Origin of the sequence: Homoserinibacter gongjuensis, assembly GCF_030161875.1 — a bacterium.
Classification (GTDB): Bacteria; Actinomycetota; Actinomycetes; order Actinomycetales; family Microbacteriaceae; genus Homoserinibacter; species Homoserinibacter gongjuensis.
The window spans coordinates 633,571-656,875 of record NZ_BSVA01000001.1 but is presented as its reverse complement, the minus strand read 5'-3'; the positions used below and the strand labels follow the sequence as shown (position 1 = coordinate 656,875).

Genomic DNA, 23,305 nt, shown 5'->3' with positions numbered 1-23,305 from the left:
TGGGGCGGCAGGGCCCGCGGAGACCGCGGGCCCTGCCTGAGTGATGCTGGTCATGTTGTCTATCTGTACGGGTGTACGTCCGGACGGGCCGCGCTACAGCGCGGCGGCCGTGTCCTCCAGCGCCTTCACGACATCCTCGGGCGTGCCGGAGCCCGCCATGAGGTTCACGATGGCCTGGTTGAGCGGGTTGCCGAACGACGGGCCGAGGTCGCTGTCGAGCCAGAGCTGAACGTACGACGATCCGGCGAGACCCTCGGCGATCGACTTGAGGCTGGGGTCGGTCAGCGAGTCGATGGCACCCGGGTGAGCCGGGATGCCGGCGCCGGTCTCGGCGAAGCGCTTCTGCACGTCCTCGCTCGCGATGTACTTCAGCAGCTCGACGGCCTCCTTCGGGGCGTCCTTCGAGATGCCGAAGCCGTCGCCACCACCCATGGTGATGGTCGGGTCACCCGCGGTGCCGGGCACCGACACCATCGGGAACCAGCCGAGCCACTCGGGCACGGTGGCATCCGGCGTCAGCGAGCCGATCTGACCGGCGTTCCATGCGCCCATGAGCTCCATCGCGGCGTTGCCGTTCGCGACGAGACCCGCGGAGCTGTCAGCGCCCTGCTGGCCGGAGGTCGCGAGGAAGCCGTCCTGGAACGGGTTGGTCGCCACGAAGTCCTGCAGCAGCTCGCCCGCCTCGACCCAGCAGGGGTCGCTGAAGTCGAGCGCCGGGATGGCCTTCTGCAGGGTGTCCGTCGAGCACGCGGCGAGCGCGAACTGGTACCACCAGTGGCCGGCCGGCCACAGGTCGCCGGCGCCGACCGCGATCGGCGTGGTGCCGGCCGCGCGGAGCTTCTTGTTGGCGTCCTCGAGCTCGGGCAGGGTCTCGGGCAGCTCGTCGATGCCGGCGGCCTTGAAGAGGTCCTTGTTGTACCAGAAGCCCTCGATGCCGAAGGTGTAGGGGATGGCGTACTGCTTGCCGTCGACCTGCCACGGCTTCACGGTTCCGCCGTACTCGGAGATGGTGTCGGACATCACGTCGGTGAGGTCCATGAGGTAGCCGGCGTCGGCCTGCGAGCGAACCTCGCCGCCGGGCCACACCATGAAGATGTCGGGCGCGTCGCCGGACTGGAGCGCGTTCGGGATGAGCGTGCGCTGCAGGTCCTCGTTCTGGTAGCCGGTGACCTCGACCTTGACGCCGGGGTGGTCCTTCTCGAACTCCGCAGCGACGTCTTCCCACATGCCCTGCTGCGGGTCGGTCGTCGCGTTGTGCCACCAGGTGATGGTGACGGTGCCGTCGTCGTTGCCTCCGCCGCCGGCGCTGCAGGCGGTGAGACCGCCGATGGTCAGAGCGGATGCCGCGGCGATCGCTCCGACCCGGATAATCCGGGCTCTGTTCATCTTCGAACACCTCTCGAAAGTTTCGACAACTACGTCGAAAGTGGTTGGGATGCCGCGATCATACGCAGATGCCGCAATTGGGGTCAATAACAACAAAATAACGGTTGCGCCCCCATCCAGGGGCCACAGCCCCCGCGGTGTCGGGCCGGGCGACGCTTCGGCAGCCGCTATTGTGTGCGACGTGGCAGCCCTCGGAGACACCGTCGACTCGGTTCGCCGTCGAAACCTTTCGACGGTGCTCGAGCTCGTGCACCGGGGCGGCACGCCCTCGCGCGCCGATCTGACCGCGCTCACCGGCCTCAACCGATCGACGATCGGGGCGCTCGTCGCCGAGCTCGTCGAGCTCGGTCTCGTGCAGGAGGCCGACCCCGGGGCGACCAATCGGGTGGGCCGTCCCTCGCGACGCGTCGTGCCCGATCCGCGCCCCGCGATCATCGCCGTCAACCCCGAGATCGACGCCGTGACCGTGGCTCTCGTGGGCCTCGGCGCGCGCGTGGAGCACCGCATCCGCCACGAGCTCGACCACATCCCCAGCCCCGAGGAGGCCGCCGCGGTCGTCGGCGAGGTCGTCGACGAGCTGCGGTCCGGGCCCGCTCAGGATCGTCGGCTCGTCGCGGTCGGCCTCGCCGTGCCGGGACTCGTGCGGGCGAGCGACGGTGTGGTGCGTTGGGCTCCGCATCTCGGATGGCGTGAGAGCTCGTTCGCGCGCCTCGTGGAGTCGGTGGTCGGCCTGCCGACCGTCGCCGACAACGACGCGACCCTGGGTGCGCTCGCGGAGCGTCTGTTCGGGGTGGGGCGCGGGGTCGACCAGCTCGTGTACCTCAACGGCGGTGCGAGCGGAATCGGTGGCGGCGTCATCGTCAACGGCCAGCCGTATCGCGGCGCGTTCGGCTACGCGGGGAGTTCGGGCACAACCGGCCGCGACTCGACGATCCGGCCCACCGCGCCACGGTGGGCGGCACGCTTGAGGAGGAGGTGAGTCGCTCGCGGCTGCTCGAGATCCTCGGTCGCCGCACCTCCGATGAGCCCGAGTTCGAGGCGGCGGTGCTCGCCTCCGACGACCCGAAGCTGCACGCCGAGCTCGCGCGCCAGCAGATCGTGCTCGGCGGCGCGCTCGGCAACGCGATCAACGTGATCGGCCCCGAACTCGTCGTGCTCGGCGGCTTCCTCGGCACCCTCCTCGCGTGGGACGCGCCCGCACTCGAGGCCGCCGTCGCGGCACGCACGCTGCCCGTCGCCTGGGAGGGCACCCGCATCCGCGCCGCGGCCCTGCGCCGCGATCGCCTGCTCATCGGCGCGGCCGAGCTCGCGTTCTCGCAGATCCTGCGCGACCCGGCGTCGTTCGGCTCGACGCCCTCGATGGTCGAGTAACCGCGAAGCGACGTATCGAAACCCACGACCGGGGCAGAATGGAGCAATGCCCCCGCACCCCCGGATTCCTCTGACCGCGGACTCGAGTTCGCGCCCGACTTCCTCATCGGCTCCGCCACCGCCTCGTACCAGATCGAAGGTGCGGCCCGGGAAGACGGGCGCGGCCCATCGATCTGGGACACCTTCAGCCACACACCCGGCAAGGTGTGGAACGGCGACACGGGCGACGTGGCCGACGACCACTACCACCGTTGGGAGTCGGACCTCGACCTGATGGCGGAACTCGGGCTGCAGTCGTACCGCTTCTCGATCGCCTGGCCGCGCATCCAGGCCACCGGTGCGGGCGCGGTGAACCCGGCGGGGATCGCGTTCTACTCGCGGCTCGTCGACGGCCTGCTGCAGCGCGGCATCCGTCCCATCGCGACGCTGTACCACTGGGATCTGCCGCAGGCTCTCGAGGATGCGGGCGGGTGGCCCGCGCGTGACACCGCGTATCGCTTCGCCGAGTATGCGGCCCGCACCGCCGAGGCGCTCGGCGACCGCGTCGCGACCTGGACGACGCTCAACGAGCCGTGGTGCTCGGCCTACCTCGGCTACGGTTCGGGAGCGCATGCGCCGGGGCGCACGGACGGTGCAGCGGCGCTCGCTGCCGTGCACCACCTGAACCTCGCCCACGGCCTCGCGGTGCAAGAGGTGCGTCGCGCGGCGACCAACGACCCCGACCTCTCAGTCACGCTCAACTTCCACGTCATCCGGGGCAGCGACGACACGTCGCCCGAGGCGATCCGCCGCGTCGACGGCCTCGCCAACCGGGCGTTCACGCATCCGATCCTGCTGGGCGAGTACCCCGCCGATCTGCTCGACGACACGCGCGAGGTCACCGACTGGGGCTTCGTGCGCGACGGCGACCTTGCGCAGATCAACCAGCCGCTCGAGGTGCTCGGCGTCAACTACTACTCCACGGTGACGGTGCGGATGTGGGATGGCGTCAGCCCGCGCACCAACAACGACGGCCACAAGGACATGGGTGGCTCGCCCTGGCCGGGCTCGCGGAACGTCGAGTTCCTGCCGCAGGCCGGCCCCTTCACCGACATGGGCTGGAACATCGTGCCCGACGGGCTCGAGGAGCTGCTGCTCTCGCTGAAGGCGCAGTTCCCCGAGCAGCCGCTCATGATCACCGAGAACGGCGCGGCGTTCCCCGACCGGGTGACCCAGACGGAGGCGGGTCCGCGCGTGCACGACGTCGAACGCGTGGACTACCTGCGGCGTCACTTCGGGGCGGCGCACCGGGCGATGGCGCAGGGGGTGGACCTGCGCGGCTACCAGGTGTGGTCGCTGCTCGACAACTTCGAGTGGGGCTACGGCTACTCCAAGCGCTTCGGCATCGTGCGGGTCGACTACGACACGCAGGAGCGCATCCTCAAGGACTCGGCGCTCTGGCTGCGGGAGCTCATCGCGACGCGGCGCATCCCCTAGGCCGGCCCGGATAGGCCAGGCCGGGGCGGCGAACGGCGGATGCCCGCCTCAGCCGTCGAGCTCGGCGAGCGTGGGCGGGTTCGCTCCGCGTCGCGCGACGCAGATGGCGGCCGCGCGTGCCGCCCGCGTGAGGATCTCTACCCGTGTCGCGTCGTCGATCTCGAGGCGACCGGCGCGCGCCCGATCCAGCAGCTGGTGGCGCCACAGCCCGTCCAGCAGTGCCGCACCGAAGGTGTCGCCGGCGCCGATGGTGTCGACGACCGTCGTGGGGTGAGCGGGCACCGAGACCGTGCCGTCGGCATCCACCCAGGCGCAGCCCTTGTCGCCCAAGGTGATCACGACGAGGGCGGGACCGCGCGCGAGCAGTTCGCGGGCGGCGTCGTCCCAGCTCAGGTGCGGGAAGAGCATCGCGAGGTCCTCGTCGCTCGCCTTGACGATGTGGGCGATGTCGACGAGCCGACCGATCGTGCCCGCGAGGTCGCTCTGGTAGTCCACCATGGCGGGCCGCAGGTTCAGGTCGTAGCTCACGGTCGTGCTCGCCGCGAGGTCGCGCACCATGGCGAGCACCGCCGCGCTCCCCGGCGGCACGACCGCGCCGAGCGAGGCCACGTGCACGAGCTCGGGGCGTTCGGCCGGCAGCAGTTCGCCGAGCCGCCAGTCGAGGTCGAAGGTGTAGCTCGCGGCCCCGTCGGCGCCGATCGTCGCGGTCGCGGTCGAGGTGTGCGGGATCACATAGGGATCCACGGCCAGCGGGATGCGTTCGGCTTCCAGGAACTCGGCGATCGCGGCCCCCGCTCGTCTCGGCCGAACGATGTCGCCATGAGCACATCGCGGCCGAGACGGCGCAGGGCCACGGCGGTGTTGGTGGCGCTCCCGCCGACCTTCTCGGTCGGCTGGTCACCCTCGGCGTGGACGACGTCGATCAGGGTCTCGCCCACGACGAGCGCGGCAGCGCCCATCACGGCCTACCGAGGAGCCCAGAGGTCGGGCTTGCCGGCGGCGTCGGGAGCGAGGGCGTCGCCGTTGTCCGCCACGATCGGCTGCGGATCGGCGCTGACGTACTCGAGGCGCACATTGTTGAGGTCCTTCTTCTCGGTGAACCAGAGGATGACATTGCCATTCTCGTCGATCGCCTGACCGTTGTTGGAGAACCCCAGCTGCGCCATCTGCTGCTTCCGCTCCTGGATGTCGGTCACGTTCATGAACGCGATGTGGTGGAAGCCTTCGCCCTCCCGTGCAGAGTGCGTGCCCTCACCGTGGAACTCCATGAGCTCGATGGCGGGCGAGCCCTCCTTGGAGAAGGAGATGCGCGCGTCGTGCCAGTGCGGCTCGGGGTTGCTGTCGTCGACCCAGCTCTGGGTGCGGTAGCGGGCGATGGGGCTGAAGGTGTAGCCCGTCGCGACCGACCAGCGCTCGATCGCCTCTTCGAGGTTCTCGACGAGGAATCCGATGTGGTCGATGACGAGGGGCTGAACAGGCGTGGTCATGTCGGTGCTCATTTCTGGGGTTCGAAGACGGTCTTGATCTGGCTGGAGTCATGCAGATTGGCGAGTCCGCGCTCGAAGTCCTCGAAACCGACGACCTCGGTCACGATACCCTCCGTGCGGATCGCGCCCGACTTCAGGATGTCGACGGCGCGCTTCATCGTGAACGCCTGCGCGTAGGAGCCCTTGATGGTGAGCTCGCGCGCGAAGATCTCGTAGGGGAACACCTTCGCGGTGGCGTCTTCGCCGGCCAGGCCGTAGACGAGCACCGTGCCTCCGGTCGCGGTGAGGCGCACGGCGAGTTCGAACACGGCGGTCGAGCCGGTCGCCTCCACGACCGCGTCGAACCCCTTCGGAGCGAGAGCCCGCAGGGTGTCTTCCGCCGCATCCGGGTCGTTGCGGTCGAGCTGCACGGTCTCGTCGATGCCGAGTTCGCGCGCGAGCTCGAGCTTGCTCGCGGTGGGTGCCGCCACGACGACGCGTGAGGCCCCGGAGGCGCGCAACAACTGCGCGAGGATGAGGCCGGTCGGGCCCGCGCCGAAGACGAGCACGTCGGAGCCGGGCCGCAGGGCGAGCATGTCGGCCCCGTGCACGGCGCACGCCGTGGGCTCGGCGAGCCCGGCGGTGGTCAGGTCCATCCCGTCGGTGTCGAAGGTCTTGGCCGCCTGGACGGCGACGTACTCCGCGAAGCCGCCGGGCGCGTTGCAGCCGAGCGAGACGAAGTTCTCGCAGAACAGCGCGCGTCCGGTGAGGCAGGGGTCGCAGTGGCCGCAGTGGATCGTGTTGTCGACCACGACGACCGTGCCGACGGCCGGCGAGGTGACGCCGGGGCCGTGCTCGACCACGCGACCGAGGATCTCATGGCCGGGGATGAGGGGGAGCTTCGCGATGAAGCCTCCGTGGAGCAGATGCTCGTCGGTGCCGCACACGCCGGTGCGGATGACCTCGAGCAGCACCTCGCCCTCGGCAGGCACCGGCTTCGGAACGTCTTCGACAGCCCAACGGGCGCCCTCGCGGAATACGACGGCCTTCATCGCTTCTTCCCTCCATTGGGGGTTGCGGGGCGCGGCGCGCCCCGGTCTCAGTAGTAGGACTACGGATTTTCGGTCATATACGCCCACCGGAGGCGTCGTGAGTCCCTGATTCGGTAGTATAGCTACATGATCGAACAGAATGGAGCGGCCACTGTGCCCGACCCCGCCCTTCTCGACATCGCCGTCGACGGGGCGATGGAGGGAAGGTCCTCCACGTACCGCGTGCAACTCAAGCGGCTCGAGGGCGTCTACTCCGACGCCGAGTCGTATGCAGCGGAGGTCGCACGGCTCGGGGCCGACGCCGAGGTCTACTCCGTGCAATCGCACGACTACGGCGAGGGGCCGGGCGGCCTCACGATCGGCACGAGCCGACTCGAACCGGGCCGCGTCGGCGCGGAGTTCGCCCTCACTCGTGGCCACCTCCACGCCCGGTCCGATCGCGCTGAGCTGTACTACTGCATCAGCGGGCGCGGCGTCATGCTCATGGACTCGCTCGACGGGCGCACTGAGGCGATCGAGCTCACGCCCGGCCGCGCTGCGCACGTTCCCGGTGGCTGGGTGCATCGGAGCGTCAACGTGGGAAATGAAGCCTTCGTCACGATCTTCTGCTACAACACAGATGCAGGCCAGGACTACGAGATCATCGCGCGTGCCGGAGGGATGCGCGAACTCGTGGTCGACGACGGTGACGGCGGCTGGGAGGCGATTCCCAATCCGGGGCACCGAGGTTACGAATCCGGGCGTGCGACACGCTGAGTCCGCACCCGGGGACTTGGCACAGGGGCGCCAAGCTGCTGGACTTCCGTCATGGCCGGACACACGCCCCTCGACAGCATCCACGAAGGGGAACCGTTGGGAATCGATGATGCCGACCACCAGTCGATACTCGACCGCATCTCGCTTCACGTCGACGCGCTGAGCAAGTCCGAGCGCAAGGTCGCCGAGGCGATCCTCGCCGACCCGGCCGCGTTCACCGAGTACACGATGGCGCGAGCGGCCGACGTCGCGAACGTGAGCGAGCCGACGGTCATGCGCTTCGCGCTCTCGATGGGGTGCGACGGCTATCAGGCGTTCAAGATCGCCCTCGCGAAGTCCCTCGCGCTCGGTATGCCGGTGACCTTCTCGGCGATCGACGATGACGACACCGTCGCGGATATCTCGCGCAAGGTCTTCGACCACACCATCACGAGTCTCGACCGCGCGCGCGGCTCCTCGAGGTGTCCGCCCTCGAGCGCGCGGTCGACCTGTTCGAGCAGGCGCCGTCGATAGTCTTCCTGGGCTTCGGCGCATCCAACGTCATCGCGTTCGACGCCGCCCAGAAGGTCGCCGTGTTCGGCCGACCGCTGTCGGCGCCCACGGATCCGCACCAGGCGTACATGACCGTGGCGACCCTGCCGCCGGGTGCGGTCGTGGTCGCGATCTCGAACACCGGTCGCACGCGCGAGGTCGTGCAGCTCGCCGAACTCGCCCACGAACGCGGACTGCCGGTCGTCGCGATCACGGGATACGACGAGTCCGAGCTGCTTCAGCACGTCGATGTGCCGATCGTCGTGCGCACCTTCGAGAACACCGATCGCTACACGCCGTCCGCGAGCCGCATCGCGGGGCTCGCCGTGATCGACGCGCTCGCCGCCGCCGTCGCGGTGCGCCGTGGTGGCGAGCACGCCGAGGAGTTCCGTGCCATGAAGGAAGGCCTGCGCGAGTTCCGTGAAGGCGGCATGAAGGACTGAGCTGCATCCGTCCGGATGACGGAACGGGCCGCGCACCGCAGTGGTGCGCGGCCCGTTCGCCGACGTGGGGTGTCAGGCCGTGACGACGACCTTGATCTCCGCCCCGGTGGCCGCGAGGTCGAAGGCTTCCTGGGTGCGGGTGTACGGGAAGCGGCTCGAGAGCATGACCGAGGGGTCGACGGCACCCGAACGGATGATCTCGATCGCCGTTTCGTAGTCCTCGCGCACGTAGGTGGCCGCCCCCTGCACCGTGATCTGGCGATCCTGCACGGTCGGCAGATCGATCTCGACGGGCCGCGCCGGGACGCCCACGATCACGACGGTGCCGGCCTTCGACACGATCGCGGTGGAGGCCGAGACCGTGCTCTGGATCGAGACGCAGTCGAAGACGACGTCGGCGGTCTCGCCGAGGGCCGCGATGGCGTCGTCGACGAAGGTCGCCGAGGCGGCGTCGATCGTCGCGTCGGCGCCGAGGCGCGTCGCGACCTCGCGCTTGGCGGGGAGCAGGTCGCTCATGACGATGCGGCCGGCGCCGGCGGCGCGCGCGGCGGCGAGCATGAGCAGGCCGATCGTGCCGCAGCCGTGGATGAGCACGACTTTGCCGGTGAGATCTCCCGCGAGGCGGGCGGCGTGCACCGGGGTCGCGAGCGGCTCGATGAGGATCGCCTGGTCGTCGCTGAGGTCGTCGGGCACGAGGCGGAGTCGGTCGGCCGGGATGGTGAAGTTCTCGGCCATACCGCCCTCGCGGTATCCGCATCCGAAGAACTGCAGGTTCTCGCACACGTTCTCGTGACCGGCGCGACATACCTTGCAGGTGCCGCAGGGCAGCGTCGGCTCGGGGGTGACGCGGGTGCCCACCGCGAGCCCGGTCACCTCGGCGCCGAGCTCCTCGACGACTCCCACGACTTCGTGGCCCGGGTAGTACGGGATCGACATCTGGGGGTGGCGGCCGTGGTACGCGTGCGTATCCGAGCCGCAGACGCCGGCGATCCGCATCGACACGCGCGCCTCGGTGGCGCCGAGCTCGGCTGCCGCTTCCTCGAGGATCTCGACGACACCTGACCGCGTCACCTTGGCGCGCCAGCGCTGTGCATTCTGGGAAGTTTCGGACACGTTCTCTGCTCCTTTGCGCTCGTCCCGGAAGAGGGACGTCAAAACGAGTATATGCGTAGCACTACTACCAAAATGGGGGATATTGACGGCTCTGAGCACAGTTCGAGTTGACTGGGCGGCCGGACCGCGTAGTATGACTACGAAATCGGCTCGATCATCGTCGAGTCGTTCCCACAAAGAGGTGAAAAAGGAGATTCCTTCGATGAATCACATTTTCCGCAGGCGTGGCATCGTCGCCGGGGGTATCGCACTGACCCTGGCCGCTGCGCTGATCGGTTGCTCGTCCGCCTCGGACGACAGCGGATCGACCGGGGGCACGTCGGACGACGTCACCGCCGTGCAGTCCATCCGCAGCATGTCCAACCCGTACCACGCTAACTGGGCCGACGGCGGTGCCCTGTTCGGCGACTGGGCCGACGTCGAGGTCGTCACGATCGTCGACGAGGGCGACTCGCAGACGCAGCTGTCGAAGATCCGCGCGCTCGGCGCGGAGGGCAAGGTGTTCGCCCTGAACGTCGACCCCAACGACTCCTCGACCACGGAAGCCATCGTCAAGGCCGTCACCGAGGCGGGCGGCTACGTCGTCACGCAGTGGAACAAGCCCGACGACCTGTGGCCGTGGGATGTGAGCGACAACTGGGTCGCGCACATCTCGTTCAACGGCGAGACCAGCGGTGAAGAGGTGTCGCAGGCCCTCTTCGACGCGATGGGCGGCTCCGGCAACATCATCGCGCTGCAGGGCATCCTCGACAACGTCCCCGCGAAGCAGCGCTTCGCCGGCCTGCAGAAGGCGCTCGAGGCGAACCCGGGCATCAAGCTCCTCGCCGACCAGACCGCCAACTGGGACCGGGCCGAGGCGTTCTCGGTCACCCAGACGCTGCTGAGCCAGTACCAGGGCCAGGTCGACGGCATCTGGGCCGCCAACGACAACATGGCGCTCGGGGCATTCGAGGCCCTCACGGCCGCCGGGCTCGCCGGCACCATCCCGATCGTCGGCTTCGACGCGGTTCCCGAGGCGCTCGAGAACATCCAGAACTCGGATGAGACCGGCTACATCGCGACGGTCTCCACCGATCCGTGGTGGCAGGGCGGCGCGGGCCTCTCGCTCGCCTACCAGGCGGCGACGGGCAAGATCAAGGTGTCGGAGCTCTCACACGAGCAGCGCGCCTTCTACGGAAAGCAGATCGTGGTGACGCTCGACAACGTCGGCGACTTCACGAAGGCTCCGCTGCTGGACGCGCTCAAGTCCGACCTGGAGAACCCGTTCCTGCGTTCGCAGGGACCCATCTCCTGACCCAGGCTGGATGAGCCAGGGAGCGTCGGGACGGTGACCACCGTCCCGACGCTCCCGCCCCTGTCCGATGACTTCGAGGAAGAACATGACGCACCCGCCCACTGTGGACGAGCGGAGGCTCTCGCCGCGTGTCCGCCGCTTGATCGCCGACGCAGGGCCGCTCGTCGCCCTCATCGTGCTGATCGTCGTCTTCGCCGTGGCGAACCCGGTCTTCGTGAGCCCGGGCAACATCGGCATCCTGCTGTCGCAGGCGGCCGTGCCGCTCGTGATCGCGACGGGGTTGACCTTCGTCATCCTCCTCGGCGGTATCGATCTCTCCATCGAGGGCGTGGTCGCGACATCGTCGCTCGTGTTCGCGCTCACCGTCGCCAACGATCGCAACGACCTCGCCCTCGGCCTGTTCGGCGCGCTGCTGGCCGTGCTCGCCGGCTCGGTGTTCGGCCTCGCGAACGGCCTCGCCAACGTGAAGCTCGGCATCCCGTCGTTCATGGCGACGCTCGGGCTGGGTGCGGTGGGCATCGGCATCGCGACCGTGCTCTTCGCGGGACGCTCGCCGCGTGTGCTCGACTCCGGAATGCGGATGCTCGGCCAGGGCAGCACCCTCGGCATCGCGAACATCTTCCTCATCGCGGTGCTCGTACTGGTGATCGGCTGGTTCGTGCAGCGCTTCACGCGGCTCGGCCGCTACGGCTACGTCATCGGCGGCGACGAGGCGGTCGCCCGTCTCTCCGGCGTGCGCGTCGGCCGCTACAAGATCGGTGCCTTCGTGCTCGGCGGCACCGCCTCGGGCATCGCGGGTGTGCTGCTCGGGTCGCAGCTGGGCGTCGGGATGCCCACGATTGGCTCCGGCACCATGTTCACCGCCATCACCGCCGTCGTGCTCGGCGGCACTCTGCTCACCGGTGGACGCGGCGGGGTGCTGCGCAGTTTCGTCGGCGTGCTCATCATCGTCGTCCTGGCCAACGGCCTCATCCTGATCGGCGTCAACCCGTACGCCCAGGTCGCCGTGCAGGGCCTCGTGATCATCGCGGCCGTGGTCGCCACCGGATGGCGTCTGCGCACGAGAGTGAGGATCATCAAGTGACCGCAGTGCTCGAGGTCAAGGACCTCACGAAGCGTTTCCGCGGCGTCGTCGCCCTCGACGGGGTGAGCTTCGAGGTGCGCCCCCACGAGGTGGTCGGCCTCATCGGAGAGAACGGCGCCGGCAAGTCCACGCTGCTCAAGGTGCTCACGGGCATCTACCAGCCCGACGCGGGCGTCGTGCTCCGCAACGGCGAGCCCGTGACCTTCCGCAACTCCAGCGACGCCGCCCGCGCCGGCATCGGCATGGTGCACCAGGAGCAGTCGCTCGTCACGAGCGTGAGCGTAGCCGAGAACATCCTGCTCGGCGCCGAGGGCGACGCGGTGCGCTTCGGCTTCTACAACTGGCCCAAGCTCAACGCCGTCGCGCAGCGCCAGCTCGACAAGATCGCCTCGGCCATCAGCCCCACCACGATCGTCGAAAAGCTCAGCTTCGCCGAACGCCAGCTCGTCGAGCTCGCCAAGGCGATGTATGTCGAGGAGGGCGCGCAGGTCGAGCCCGTCATCATCCTCGACGAGCCCACGAGTGTGCTCGAGGGCGCCGAGCTCGAGACACTCTTCGCCCAGATCGACCGGCTGCGGCAGATCGCATCCGTGATCTTCGTCTCGCACCGACTCGAAGAGGTGCTGCGCGTCTCGGATCGCGTCTACGTGCTCAAGGACGGCCGCTCGGTGGGCGAGACGGATGCCGCATCCGCCGACATCGATCTGCTGCACCGCCTCATGGTCGGACGCGAGAGCTCCGCGCAGTTCTACCACGAGGACGAACAGCTTCCCGTCGACGAGGCTCCGGTCAAGCTGCAGGTGAAGAACCTGACACGCGCGGGCCAGTTCGAGGACGTGAGCTTCGACGTGCGTGCGGGCGAGGTCGTCGGCATCGCGGGCGTCATCGGCTCCGGACGCGAAGAGCTCAGCCGCGTGCTGTTCGGCGCCGAGCCGAGCACCTCGGGCTCGATCGTCGTCGACGGCAAGCCGGTCAAGTTCGCCTCCCCGGTCGACGCGGTCTCCTCCGGCTTCGGGTACATCCCGGCCGAGCGCCGCATCGAGGGCATCGCCGACGGCCTGAGCGTGGCCGAGAACATCTTCCTGGTGGCGCCGCAGACCGCCGCCTGGGGGCCGTTCCGCAACCCGAAGAAGGCGCTCGAGATCGCGGGCGCCTGGATCAAGCGCCTGCGCATCCGCACACCCGACGAGCGCACCAACGTGGGCAACCTGAGCGGCGGCAACCAGCAGAAGGTCGTACTGGCGAAGTGGCTCAACTCGCCCGAGCTCGAGGTGCTCATCCTCGACCACCCCACGCGCGGACTCGATGTCGGCGCCAAGGAGGACGTCTACATCTTCGTGCGCGAGCAGTGCGCGAAGGGCATGGCGGTGGTGCTGCTCGCCGACTCGCTGGAGGAGACGATCGCCCTGAGTCACACGATCCTCGTGATGCGCGACGGCCGGATCGAGCGCCGATTCGACGCGCCCGCCGGATCCAAGCCCAAGCCCGTGGATCTCGTCGAGAGGATGGTGTGACGCTGATGAACCGTCGTACCGATGAAGCCGCAGCCGATCCCAGCACCGCGGCACTCCGCGCCATCGTCCCCGCGACGGGGCGGAGCTGGCGCGACCGGCTGACGCCGCTCATCCCGCTCGTGGTGCTCATCGCCCTCGTGCTGGTGATCACGATCAAGCAGCCCAACTTCCTGAGCCTCTACAGCATGCGTGGGCTGCTCGAGAGCGTCGCCCCGCTGCTGTTGCTGGCGCTCGGGCAGATGTTCGTGATCCTGACCGGCGGCATCGACCTCGCCTTCGCGGCGGTCGCCTCCTTCGGCACCGTGCTGCTGGCGCTCTGGATCCCCGACATGGGCCCCGGGGGCATCGTGCTCGCGCTCCTGGTGACCTCGCTCATCGGGTTCGTCAACGGATTCGTGGTGGCCAAGGCCCAGGTGCCGTCGTTCATCGTGACCCTCGGCGCGCTCGGCTTGTACTCCGGCATCGGCCTGTGGATCTCGGGCGCCTCGACGATTCGCCTCAGCGAGGGCTATGACGTCGTCGGGTGGCTCGCCGACCTCCGGATCGCGCAGCTGCCGGCGAGCGGTCTGCTCGCGATCGTCATCGCGGTGGTCATCGCGGTGCTCATGGGCACGCTGCGGCGCGGACGTGCTCTGCACGCGCTCGGCCTGGCCGAGCCGGCGGTGCTCATGTCGGGCATCTCGACCGTGCGCCTGCGCATCCTCGCCTTCACCCTCTCGGGTCTGTTCTCGGGTCTCGCAGCAGTCATGCTCGTTGCTCTGCAGCGCTCGGGTGGGCCGTCGCTCGCCGACAGCATGCAGCTGCCCGCGATCGCGGCGGTCGTGATCGGCGGCACGGCGATCACGGGTGGTGTCGGCGGCGCCATGAAGACGCTGGTCGGCGCGCTCATCATCGTGGTGTTGCGCGTGGGTCTCTCGGCCGTCGGCGTCGACCCGGCATGGGAGCAGGTGTTCTACGGTGCCGTGATCGTCGCGGCCGTGGCGCTCACGATCGACCGCTCGCGTCTGCGCAGCATCAAGTAGCGCCATGATCATCGCGCACGACCTCGGAACCACCGGGAACAAGGCCTCGTTGCACACCGTGGAGGGCGTGCTCGTCGCGGCGACGACCGTGAGCTACTCGACGCACTACGGCGCGGCGGGCGTGGTCGAGCAGGATCCCGCCGATTGGTGGACCGCGGTCGTCGCCGCAACGCGCGAACTGCTCGCGTCGGCAGAGGTCGCGGGCTCCGCGGTCGAGGCGGTCTCGGTATCGGGGCACATGATGGGCGGCATCTTCCTCGACGCCGACTATGAGCCCGTCCGGCCCGCGATCATCTGGGCTGACACGCGGAGCTCGCAGCAGACGGCGCAACTCGTCGAGACCGTCGGTGCCGAGGAGGGTTACCGGATCACGGGGCATCCGCTGAACGCCACCTACACCCTGCCCAAGGTGATGTGGGTGCGCGAGAACGAGCCCGACGTCTGGCATCGGGTGCGCCACCTGGCCTTCGCCAAGGACTACGTGAACCGTCGCCTCACCGGACGCCTCGCGACGGACGCCTCTGACGCATCCGGAGCGAATGCCTACGATCAGCAGTCGGCCGACTGGTCGGCACCGCTGCTCGACGCGGCCGGTGTCGCGCGTGAGCTCATGCCCGAGATCCTGCCCTCGACCGAGGTGCTGGGACCGCTGCTGCCGGATGCCGCATCCGAGCTGGGGCTGCGCGCCGGGATCGCCGTCGTCGTGGGAGGCGGCGACGGACCGATGGCCGCACTCGGCACCGGCATCGTCGCCCCCGAGGACGGCGCCTACGTGTGCCTGGGCACGAGCTCGTGGGTCTCGCTCGCCTCGGATGCGCCGCTGCTGGACCCCCGGCGACGCACCATGACCTTCAACCACGTCGTACCGGGCCGGTTCGTCCCGACCGCGACGATGCAGACCGGGGCGGGCGCCCTCGACTGGCTTGCCGACGTGCTGGAACCGGGTGCGGGAAGCGAGCGCTTCGCACGGCTCGTGGCAGAGGCCGAGACGGTCGACGCCTCGGGGAGGGGCTCTTCTTCCTGCCGCACCTGCTGGGGGAGCGTTCGCCGCGATGGAATCCGAGCGTTCGCGCCTCGTTCGTCGGCCTCGCCCGCTCGCACGGTCGGCAGCACCTGACGCGTGCCGTGTTGGAAGGCGTGGCGTTCAACCTCGGCATCTGCATCGACGCCTTCCGCTCCTCGGGCGCCCGCATCGACTCGGTCGACGCCGTCGGCGGGGGTGCCAAGTCGGATGTCTGGCTGCAGGTGCTCGCGGACGTGTGGGGGCTGCCGGTGCGCCGGCGCAGCATCGTCGACGAGGCCAACAGCCTGGGTGCCGCCGTGCTCGGCGCGGTCGGACTGGGCAGCGTGCCGAGCGTGGATGCGGCTCGCTCGCTCTCGGTCGTCGAGGCCGAGTTCGTGCCCGATGCGGGCCGCACTGCGGCCTATCGTGTCGCGGCCGAGCGGTTCGAGCAGGCCTATGCATCTCTCGAGCCCTGGTACGGAGGCACCCGATGAGTGGTGCGGTGCTCGTGACGAGCCGCTCATTCTCGTCCGGTGGCCACGACGGTCGCGCGCGCTTGGCCGAGGCGGGTCTGGAGGTCATCACCGCGCCGCCCTCCCACTCCCTCGACGAGCTCGCGGAGGTGCTTCCGCAGGTCGACGCCTGGATCGCGGGAACCGGCCCGGTCACGGACGATCACCTCGGTCTCGCCCCCGGCTGCGGATCGTCGCCCGCTACGGCGTCGGGGTGGATGCCGTCGACCTCGCGGCAGCCACGCGTCGGGGCATCCTGGTCGCGAACACCCCCGCCGCGAACTCCGAGTCGGTGGCGGAACTCGCCCTCACGCTCGCGCTGCTCGGGCTGCGCCGGATCGCCCGCGGCGACGCCGCGCTTCGCCGTGGTGACTGGTCGGCGATCCGCGGCATGGGCATCGACGGCAGGCGGGTCGGCGTGATCGGATACGGTCGCATCGGCCGCGGGTTCGCACGCCGCGTGCGGGCCCTCGGGGCGAGCGTGCACGTCTTCGACCCGTGGCTTCCGCCCGGCGTCGTGGAGGACGTCACGCGTGTGGACTCGCTCGCCGAGCTCGCGGGTCTCGACGTGGTCTCGCTGCACTCGCCCGGCGGCGAGACCCTCATCGATGCGCACTGGCTCGCGCGAGTCGAGGGGCTCGTGCTCGTGAACACCGCACGCGCCGACCTCGTGGACGAGGTCGCCGTCGCCGACGCGCTGCGCGCCGGACGTCTTGCCGCCTACGCGGCAGACACCCTGTCCACCGAGTCCGCGGGCGGTGAGAGCCCGCTGCTCGCCGACGATCTCCGCGAGCTCACCACATTCACCCCGCACCTCGGCGCCCAGACCGTGCAGGCCATCGACATGATGACCCGGTTGAGCGTCGACGCCGTGCTCGACGTCGTCGCCGGGCGCGAACCCGTGCACCTCGTCACCGCTTGAAGTAAGGAATCATGAACGCACACGACCTGACCGTGGTGCGTGAGACCGGCGTGATCGCCGTGGTCCGCGCGCCGTCCGCCGCTCTCGCACGTCGCGCCATCGATGCGGTCATCGCGGGAGGGGTACGCGGCATCGAGGTGACCTTCACGGTGCCCGACGCCGCGACGCTCATCGCCGACCTCGCACGTGACTTCGGCAGCGACATCCTGTTGGGCGCGGGCACCCTGACCACTCCGGATGACGTGCAGCGGGCCGCGGATGCGGGCGCGGTGTTCCTGGTGTCGCCCGGTTTCGCTCCCGACCTCGGTGCGGCGATGCGGGCCACGGGCCTCACGACGATGGCCGGGGCCCTCACCCCGTCGGAGGTGATGGCGGTGCGCGGGGCGGGCATGGATGTCGTCAAGGTGTTCCCGGCGAGTCTCGGCGGCCCGTCCTATCTGCGTGCCCTTCGCGGCCCGTTCCCCGACGTGCCGCTCATGCCCACCGGGGGTGTGAGCGCTGGAAACGTGGCCGAGTGGCTCGCGGCCGGCGCGATCGCCGTGGGGGTCGGCGGGGAGCTCGTGTCGTCAGCCGATCTGGCCGCGGAGGACTTCTCGTCGACGCGGCGCCGCGCGCAGCAGTTCACCGAGGCGCTCGAGCAGGCGCGGAAGGAGGCCGGGGCGTGACGCGCGGACGCATGGGATTCGTCGGCGTCGACACCGCGAACTCCTCGATCAACCGGGTGTTCCCGGCCTGGGCCGACGAGCTCGGACTCGACAGCCGTGAGCTGAAGGGCTTCGACGTCGCCCTCGGTGCCCCCGACGAGCGCTACCGCGAGGTCGTGGAGGAGATCCGCGACGACCCCGGCCAGGCCGGAGCGCTCGTGACGACCCATAAGGTGCGGGTCTTCGAGGCGGCGCGCGACCTGTTCGCGAGCGTCGACGAGTTCGCCGAGGCGTGCGGCGAGATCTCCTCGGTGTACAAGCGGGACGGCAGCATCCACGGCGCAGCCAAGGACCCGATCACGGTCGGGGCTGCCCTCGAGTCGTTCCTGCCCGACGACTACTTCGCCCGCACGCAGGCCGGAGTCGTCTGCCTCGGCGCCGGCGGCTCCGGCACCGCGCTCTCGTGGTATCTCGCGCACCGTGCCGACCGCCCGGCCTTCGTGACGGTCGCCGCCCGGCGGCAGGCGAGTCTCGACCACCTGCGCGAGGTGCACGAACGCGGCGGCCTCGACCGCGGCCTGTTCCGTTACGAGCTGCTCGATGGCGACGACCTCGCGGGCTCGGCCGACCGGCTGGTGGAGGCGGGCGGCGAGGGTGTGCTCGTGGCGAACGCCACCGGCATGGGCAAGGACCGCCCCGGCTCGCCGCTGAGCGACGATGTCGCCTTTCCGCGGAAGGCCGCCGTATGGGAGTTCAACTACCGCGGCACGCTCGAGTTCCTCCACCAGGCGCGGGCGCAGCAGGAGGCTCGCGAGCTCATCGTCGAGGACGGCTGGGTGTACTTCCTGCACGGATGGGGGCAGGTCGTCGCGCAGGTCTTCGACATCGAACTCACCCCTGAGCTCTTCGAGCGTCTCGCGGTACGGGCGGGCGAGGTTCGGTGACGGGCGGGTTCGTCCGAACCGTCGGGGGCGATCTCGCCGTCGACGCCCTCGGTGCGACGAACTACCACGAGCACTTCTTCCAGGTGAGCCCCCTGCTGCCGGGCGATGAGCTCGTGGATGAGACCGCGTCGACCGAGGAGGCGCGCAGCTTGCGCGCGTCGGGCTTCGCCGCGGTCGTGGATGCGACCCCGCACGGACTCGGTCGGCGACCGGATGCGCTCGCGCGGCTGAGCCGCGCCGCTCGCCTCACGGTCGTCGCCACGGCTGGGCGCCACCGCGACGATCACTACCGTGACCAACCGCACGTGTTGGAGGACTGCCTCGGTGTGGGCCGAGCGCTTCACGCGCGAGCTGCGCGAGGGGATGCCCGCCGACGATCGTGATGTCGACGGCCCCCGCGCCATCGGACCGGATGGCGCGCCGGTGCGCGCCGGGGTGCTCAAGGCCGGCATCGATTATTGGCGCATCACTCCCGCCGAACGCACGACCCTCGAGGCCGTCGCCGAAGCGCACCGGGCGACGGGGGCACCCGTCATGGTGCACACCGAGCGCTGCTCGGCCGTCGACGAGGTGCTCGATCTGCTCGACGCCGAGGGCGTGGCCGCGCAGCGCGTCGCGATCGCCCATGCCGATCGAACCCCCGACCCCGGCCTGCATGCCGCGATCGCCGAGCGTGGCGCCTACCTCGGCTACGACGGTGCTGGCCGCTTCAAGGACTGGCCCGACAGCGCCCTCATCGACAGCTGCGCCGCGGTCGTCGCCGCGGGCAGGGGCGATCGGATCCTGCTGGGCGCGGATGTCGCGCGCGCCAGTCGCTACGCGGCCTACGGGGGCATCCCCGGGCTCGCCTATCTGGGTGAGCGATTCGTTCCCCGCATGGCCGAGCGCATCGGCGCCGACGCGCTGAACGCGGTCCTCGTCGACAACCCGGCCGCCTGGCTCAGCTGGCGCTGAGCCCACGGCCGAGCGCCACCGTCAACCCGAACTGGAGCGCGAGGCGAAGCGCTGCTGCAGCAGCACCGCGATCACGATGATGGCGCCCTTGATCACCGACTGCACCGAGATGTTGAGGTTGTTCTGGGTGAAGACGTTGGTGAGCGTCGAGAAGATGAGCACGCCGAGCACGGTGCCGACGATCGTGCCGCGTCCACCGATCAGCAGGGTGCCGCCCACGACCACCGCGGCGATCGCATCCAGTTCGTAGAGCGTTCCGTGCGTCGAGGAACCGGCCGTCGTGCGCGCGAGGATCATGACGCCCGCGATACCGGCCGCGATGCCCCCAGCACGTAGAGCGACACCGTGTGGCGCTTGACGTTCAGGCCGGCGAGGCGTGCCGCTTCGAAGTTGCCTCCGATGGCGATCGTGCGGCGGCCGTAGGTGGTGCGCGCCAGCAGGAACCAGCCCACCACCGCGGCGAGCACGAAGATCCAGATCAGCAGCGAGATGCCGAGCAGGTCGCCGCGGAAGAAGCTTAGGAATCCGGTGACGTTCACCACCTGGGTCTGCTTGTTCGCGAAGATCTCGGCGAGCCCGCGGGCGGCCACGAGCATCGCGAGCGTCGCGATGAACGGCACCACCTTCCCGTAGGCGATCACGAGACCGTTGACGAGCCCCGCGAGGCCGCCGACCCCGATGGCGACCACGACCATGAGCAGCCACGTCGACTGGCTCGCGGCGTTCTGCACCCAGGAGAGCGATGCGACGACACTCGCGAGCCCCATGACCGAACCGACCGAGAGGTCGATGCCGCCCGCGGTGATGACGAAGGTCGTGCCGATCGCGACGACGCCGAGGATCGAGCCGTAGCGCACGATCGTCTCGAAGTTGTCGAGACTTATGAAGCGCTCCTGGGCGGTGATCCACCCGACCAGCACGATGAGGATGAGGGCGATGACGAGCCCGAGGTTGCGACCCGCCGACCCGCTGAGGGCGCGGCGGATGGCGCTCGGGCGGTGCTCGCCGGGCGCGGGGGACTCGGGGGTCGTGGTCGTGACGCTCACGCGGCGGTTCCTTTCATGACGAGGTCGAGCACGCCGTGCTCGTCGATCTGGTCGGCGTCGACGGTGGTCAACAGCTGGCCCTCGGCGATCACGAGAACGCGGTCGGACAGCCCGAGCACCTCTTCGATCTCGCTCGAGACGACCACGATCGCCGTGCCCGCATCGGCGAGCTGTCGGATGAGGTTGTAGATCTCGCTGCGGGCGCCGACGTCGACACCCCGGGTCGGTTCGTCCAGCAGCAGCACCCTGCTGCCCTCGACGAGCCAGCGCGCCAGCAGGATCTTCTGCTGGTTGCCTCCGGACAGGGTGCGGGTCTCGCGATCGGGGTCGGCGGGCCGCAGCTCGAGGGCGTCGATCTGCTCGCGTGCGACCGCACGCTCGCGGCGCTCGTCGAGCATGGAGGCCTTCGCGAAGCGGGCGAAGCTCGCGAGGGTGACGTTCTTGAAGACGGGCTCGTCGAGAAGCAGCCCCTGGCTCTTGCGCTCTTCGGGCGAGAGGCCGACGCCCGCCGCGACGGCGTGGCGCACCGATCCGCGGCGCAGCTGGGCACCCCGCACGGTGACCGTTCCGCTCGTCGCCTTGCGTGCGCCGTAGACGGTCTCGACGATCTCCGATCGCCCGGAGCCCACGAGGCCCGCGAGTCCGACGACCTCGCCGGAACGCACCGTGAAGTCGATGTCGGCGAACACACCGCGCAGGGTCAGGCCCTCGACCTCGAGCGCGACCGCGGCATCCGGCGCCACCGGCCGACGCGGCGGAAAGACGTTCTCGATCTCGCGCCCGGTCATGAGGGTGATGAGCTTCGTCGTGGGGGTGTCGGCCACCTGAAGGCCGGATGCCATGCTCGCTCCGTCTTTGATGACGGTGATGCGGTCGCCGATCTGGCGGATCTCTTCCAGGCGATGCGAGATGTAGATGATCGCGATGCCCTGGGCGGTGAGCTCCTCGACGACGCGGAACAGGTTCTTGACCTCTTCGGAGTCGAGCACGGCGCTCGGCTCGTCCATGATGATGAGCTTCGCGTCGCGCGAGAGCGCGCGCGCCATGCTCACGATCTGCTTGCCGGCGGCCGAGAGCGACTCGACCTCGGTGTGCGGGTTGAGATCGCCGTGACCGAGACGCGTGAGCAACTCGCGGGTGCGCTTGGCGGCGACGCCGCGATGCAACACCCCGGCGGTGGAGAGTTCGTGGCCGAGGAAGATGTTCTCGGCGATGCTGAGGCCGTCGACGACGTCGAGCTCCTGGTACATCGTGGCGATGCCCATGTCGAGGGCGGCGACGGGGCCGGGAATCGTCACCGTCTCGCCCTGCCACACGAGCTCGCCGTCGTCGGGCTGATAGGCGCCCGAGAGGATCTTGATGAGCGTCGACTTGCCGGCACCGTTCTGCCCGAGCACGCAGTGCACCTCGCCCGCGTGCACCTCGAGATCGACGCCCTTGAGGGCGTGAACGCCCGCGAAGGACTTGGTGATCCCGCGCATCGACAGTAATGACGTCGAAGAATCGCCTTTGACCATGGGATGCACCATAGCATTGGGGCTTATGTCGAGCGACAGAAAAAGTTAGGACCCTTCGCGACGTTTCTGCTAGCGTGACCCACGTCAACGGGGACACCCATCCAGCTCCGCGTCGCGCGGCGCAGGTCTCCGTGGCACACAGCACTCACCGAGCTATGGAGGAACCTATGCGCGCATCCCGCACGAGGCGGCACGTCGTCATCGCGGCAGGCGCCGCCCTCGCGGTCACCGGACTCATCACCGGCTGCACCGCGGGCGACACAGGCACGTCGAGCCAGCCCACCAACAACACCGACAACGAGGCCAGCGGCGACAAGGTCGTCATCGGCTTCTCGGGCCCCGCGGCCGACCACGGATGGCTCGGCGCGATCAACTCGGCCGCGCTCGCCGAGGCCGCCAAGTACGACGACATCGAACTGAAGGTCGCCGAGGGCACCAACGACGCCAACCTGCAGATCAGTCAGATCGAGACCTTCATCAACGACAAGGTCGACGCGATCGTGCTGCTGCCGACCGACGGGGCGGCCCTCACCGGCGCCGCGATCAAGGCGATGGAGGCCGGCATCCCGGTCGTCAACGTCGACCGCGAGTTCTCGAGCCCGTTCGCCGCGCGCGTCACCGTGCTCGGTGACAACTACGGCATGGGCGTCTCGGCCGGCACCTACATCTGCGAGGAGTTCGGCGGCACCGACGCGGTCGTCGCCGAGATCGCCGGCATCGACTCGCTGCCGCTCACGCAGGACCGGTCGCGCGGCTTCGCCGACGCGCTCGAGGACTGCGGGCTCGAGGTGAACAACCGTGTGGCGGCCGACTTCACGGTGGCAGGCGGGGAGGCGGCAGCATCCCAGCTGCTCGCCGCCGCGCCCAAGATCGACGCGCTGTGGAACCACGACGACGACCAGGGTGTCGGCGTGCTCGCGGCCCTCGACGCCGCGGGACGCAGCGAGATGGTGATGGTCGGCGGCGCCGGCTCGAAGAACGCCATGGAGGCCATCAAGGCCGACGACGGCGTGCTCAAGGCGACGATCATCTACCCGTCGACGCAGGCTGCCGACGGCATCCGCCTGGCCCGTCTGCTCGTGCAGAACAAGGCGCTCGGCGACCTCGTCGAGGTCGACGTGCCGAACCGGATCGTGCTCTACGCACCGGTCGTCACGAAGGACAACGTCGACCAGTACCTGCCGACGGCGTTCACGTCCTGACGCACCCGCCGGGCGTCCGCGTTCGCGCGGGCGCCCGGCTCGCCTTCCACACA

The 23,305-nt window shown here is 69.5% G+C and carries 24 protein-coding genes and 2 pseudogenes; 18 read left to right on the top strand and 8 right to left on the bottom strand.

Going from position 1 to position 23,305, the window contains the following annotated elements; genetic code table 11:
* Positions 1-93 precede the first annotated feature (93 nt).
* The gene (locus tag QQK29_RS03635) at positions 94-1,386 is read right to left on the bottom strand and encodes an ABC transporter substrate-binding protein (protein WP_284297872.1); all 1,293 of its coding nucleotides are present in this window, start codon (positions 1,384-1,386) and stop codon (positions 94-96) included.
* Between the two features lie 181 nt (positions 1,387-1,567).
* Between QQK29_RS03635 and QQK29_RS03630 the strand changes: the two genes are divergently transcribed.
* The 3 genes and pseudogenes from QQK29_RS03630 to QQK29_RS03625 form a co-directional block, all read left to right on the top strand.
* Positions 1,568-2,365 (top strand): ROK family transcriptional regulator, encoded by a 798-nt coding sequence (locus QQK29_RS03630; RefSeq protein WP_348533793.1) that lies wholly within the window; start codon positions 1,568-1,570, stop codon positions 2,363-2,365.
* Positions 2,338-2,757, top strand: coding sequence for a hypothetical protein (locus tag QQK29_RS17725; protein WP_348533792.1), 420 nt, complete (start codon positions 2,338-2,340; stop codon positions 2,755-2,757). Before QQK29_RS03630 ends, QQK29_RS17725 begins: the two co-directional genes overlap by 28 nt.
* 60 nt (positions 2,758-2,817) lie before the next feature.
* Positions 2,818-4,233, top strand: a pseudogene (locus tag QQK29_RS03625) (GH1 family beta-glucosidase); the annotation flags it as partial.
* A gap of 48 nt (positions 4,234-4,281) precedes the next feature.
* Here QQK29_RS03625 and QQK29_RS03620 read toward each other — a convergent pair.
* The 4 genes from QQK29_RS03620 to QQK29_RS03605 are packed head-to-tail and all read right to left on the bottom strand — an operon-like array spanning position 4,282 to position 6,751.
* A complete protein-coding gene (locus QQK29_RS03620; RefSeq protein WP_284297870.1) occupies positions 4,282-4,977 on the bottom strand; it encodes a PfkB family carbohydrate kinase in 696 nt (231 codons plus the stop codon).
* On the bottom strand, positions 4,962-5,192 hold the full coding sequence (locus QQK29_RS03615; RefSeq protein WP_284297868.1) for a PfkB family carbohydrate kinase: 231 nt from the start codon (positions 5,190-5,192) through the stop codon (positions 4,962-4,964). Before QQK29_RS03615 ends, QQK29_RS03620 begins: the two co-directional genes overlap by 16 nt.
* 6 nt (positions 5,193-5,198) lie before the next feature.
* Positions 5,199-5,720: a VOC family protein gene (locus QQK29_RS03610; RefSeq protein WP_284297866.1), complete on the bottom strand. Its 522-nt coding sequence runs from the start codon at positions 5,718-5,720 to the stop codon at positions 5,199-5,201.
* 8 nt (positions 5,721-5,728) lie between these two features.
* Entirely contained in the window at positions 5,729-6,751 is a 1,023-nt protein-coding gene (locus QQK29_RS03605; RefSeq protein WP_284297864.1) for a zinc-dependent alcohol dehydrogenase family protein, read from the bottom strand.
* 126 nt (positions 6,752-6,877) lie between these two features.
* Between QQK29_RS03605 and QQK29_RS03600 the strand changes: the two genes are divergently transcribed.
* From QQK29_RS03600 to QQK29_RS03590, 3 genes are all read left to right on the top strand, one after another.
* Positions 6,878-7,507 (top strand): glucose-6-phosphate isomerase family protein, encoded by a 630-nt coding sequence (locus QQK29_RS03600; RefSeq protein WP_284297862.1) that lies wholly within the window; start codon positions 6,878-6,880, stop codon positions 7,505-7,507.
* A gap of 96 nt (positions 7,508-7,603) precedes the next feature.
* On the top strand, positions 7,604-8,020 hold the full coding sequence (locus QQK29_RS03595; RefSeq protein ID WP_284297860.1) for a MurR/RpiR family transcriptional regulator: 417 nt from the start codon (positions 7,604-7,606) through the stop codon (positions 8,018-8,020).
* A complete protein-coding gene (locus tag QQK29_RS03590; RefSeq protein ID WP_284297858.1) occupies positions 7,969-8,481 on the top strand; it encodes an SIS domain-containing protein in 513 nt (170 codons plus the stop codon). Before QQK29_RS03595 ends, QQK29_RS03590 begins: the two co-directional genes overlap by 52 nt.
* 72 nt (positions 8,482-8,553) lie before the next feature.
* On the opposite strand, the gene QQK29_RS03585 is transcribed toward QQK29_RS03590, so the two are convergent.
* Positions 8,554-9,594 (bottom strand): zinc-dependent alcohol dehydrogenase, encoded by a 1,041-nt coding sequence (locus tag QQK29_RS03585; RefSeq protein WP_284297856.1) that lies wholly within the window; start codon positions 9,592-9,594, stop codon positions 8,554-8,556.
* 202 nt (positions 9,595-9,796) lie between these two features.
* Between QQK29_RS03585 and QQK29_RS03580 the strand changes: the two genes are divergently transcribed.
* From QQK29_RS03580 to QQK29_RS03530, 11 genes are all read left to right on the top strand, one after another.
* Positions 9,797-10,888, top strand: a complete 1,092-nt coding sequence (locus QQK29_RS03580) for a sugar ABC transporter substrate-binding protein (protein ID WP_284297854.1) — start codon at positions 9,797-9,799, stop codon at positions 10,886-10,888.
* A 139-nt stretch (positions 10,889-11,027) separates the two neighbouring features.
* Positions 11,028-11,972 (top strand): ABC transporter permease, encoded by a 945-nt coding sequence (locus QQK29_RS03575; RefSeq protein ID WP_284297852.1) that lies wholly within the window; start codon positions 11,028-11,030, stop codon positions 11,970-11,972.
* Complete coding sequence (locus tag QQK29_RS03570) at positions 11,969-13,486, top strand: sugar ABC transporter ATP-binding protein (protein ID WP_284297850.1); 1,518 nt, start codon at positions 11,969-11,971, stop codon at positions 13,484-13,486. Before QQK29_RS03575 ends, QQK29_RS03570 begins: the two co-directional genes overlap by 4 nt.
* A 5-nt stretch (positions 13,487-13,491) precedes the next feature.
* Positions 13,492-14,508 carry an ABC transporter permease gene (locus QQK29_RS03565; protein ID WP_284297848.1) on the top strand — a complete coding sequence of 339 codons (1,017 nt, stop codon included), beginning with the start codon at positions 13,492-13,494 and terminating at the stop codon, positions 14,506-14,508.
* Positions 14,509-14,512: 4 nt separating this feature from the next.
* Positions 14,513-15,625, top strand: a complete 1,113-nt coding sequence (locus QQK29_RS03560) for a xylulokinase (protein ID WP_284297846.1) — start codon at positions 14,513-14,515, stop codon at positions 15,623-15,625.
* Positions 15,529-16,005: an FGGY-family carbohydrate kinase gene (locus tag QQK29_RS03555; protein ID WP_284301892.1), complete on the top strand. Its 477-nt coding sequence runs from the start codon at positions 15,529-15,531 to the stop codon at positions 16,003-16,005. The genes QQK29_RS03560 and QQK29_RS03555 overlap by 97 nt, the downstream gene beginning before the upstream one ends.
* Positions 16,006-16,237: 232 nt before the next feature.
* On the top strand, positions 16,238-16,945 hold the full coding sequence (locus QQK29_RS03550; protein ID WP_284297844.1) for a 2-hydroxyacid dehydrogenase: 708 nt from the start codon (positions 16,238-16,240) through the stop codon (positions 16,943-16,945).
* 11 nt (positions 16,946-16,956) lie between these two features.
* Entirely contained in the window at positions 16,957-17,610 is a 654-nt protein-coding gene (locus QQK29_RS03545) for a bifunctional 4-hydroxy-2-oxoglutarate aldolase/2-dehydro-3-deoxy-phosphogluconate aldolase (RefSeq protein WP_284297842.1), read from the top strand.
* Entirely contained in the window at positions 17,607-18,533 is a 927-nt protein-coding gene (locus tag QQK29_RS03540) for a shikimate dehydrogenase family protein (RefSeq protein WP_284297840.1), read from the top strand. The genes QQK29_RS03545 and QQK29_RS03540 overlap by 4 nt, the downstream gene beginning before the upstream one ends.
* Positions 18,530-18,916 (top strand): phosphotriesterase family protein, encoded by a 387-nt coding sequence (locus QQK29_RS03535; protein ID WP_284297838.1) that lies wholly within the window; start codon positions 18,530-18,532, stop codon positions 18,914-18,916. The genes QQK29_RS03540 and QQK29_RS03535 overlap by 4 nt, the downstream gene beginning before the upstream one ends.
* A complete protein-coding gene (locus QQK29_RS03530) occupies positions 18,858-19,487 on the top strand; it encodes a phosphotriesterase family protein (RefSeq protein WP_284297836.1) in 630 nt (209 codons plus the stop codon). The genes QQK29_RS03535 and QQK29_RS03530 overlap by 59 nt, the downstream gene beginning before the upstream one ends.
* Before the next feature lie 21 nt (positions 19,488-19,508).
* On the opposite strand, the pseudogene QQK29_RS03525 reads toward QQK29_RS03530, so the two are convergent.
* Positions 19,509-20,473: pseudogene (locus QQK29_RS03525) on the bottom strand (ABC transporter permease).
* Positions 20,474-20,529: 56 nt separating this feature from the next.
* Entirely contained in the window at positions 20,530-22,050 is a 1,521-nt protein-coding gene (locus QQK29_RS03520) for a sugar ABC transporter ATP-binding protein (protein ID WP_284297834.1), read from the bottom strand.
* Positions 22,051-22,217: 167 nt separating this feature from the next.
* Here QQK29_RS03520 and QQK29_RS03515 point away from each other — a divergent pair, with 167 nt between their 5' ends.
* Positions 22,218-23,252 (top strand): substrate-binding domain-containing protein, encoded by a 1,035-nt coding sequence (locus QQK29_RS03515; protein ID WP_284297832.1) that lies wholly within the window; start codon positions 22,218-22,220, stop codon positions 23,250-23,252.
* The last annotated feature ends 53 nt before the right edge of the window (positions 23,253-23,305 follow it).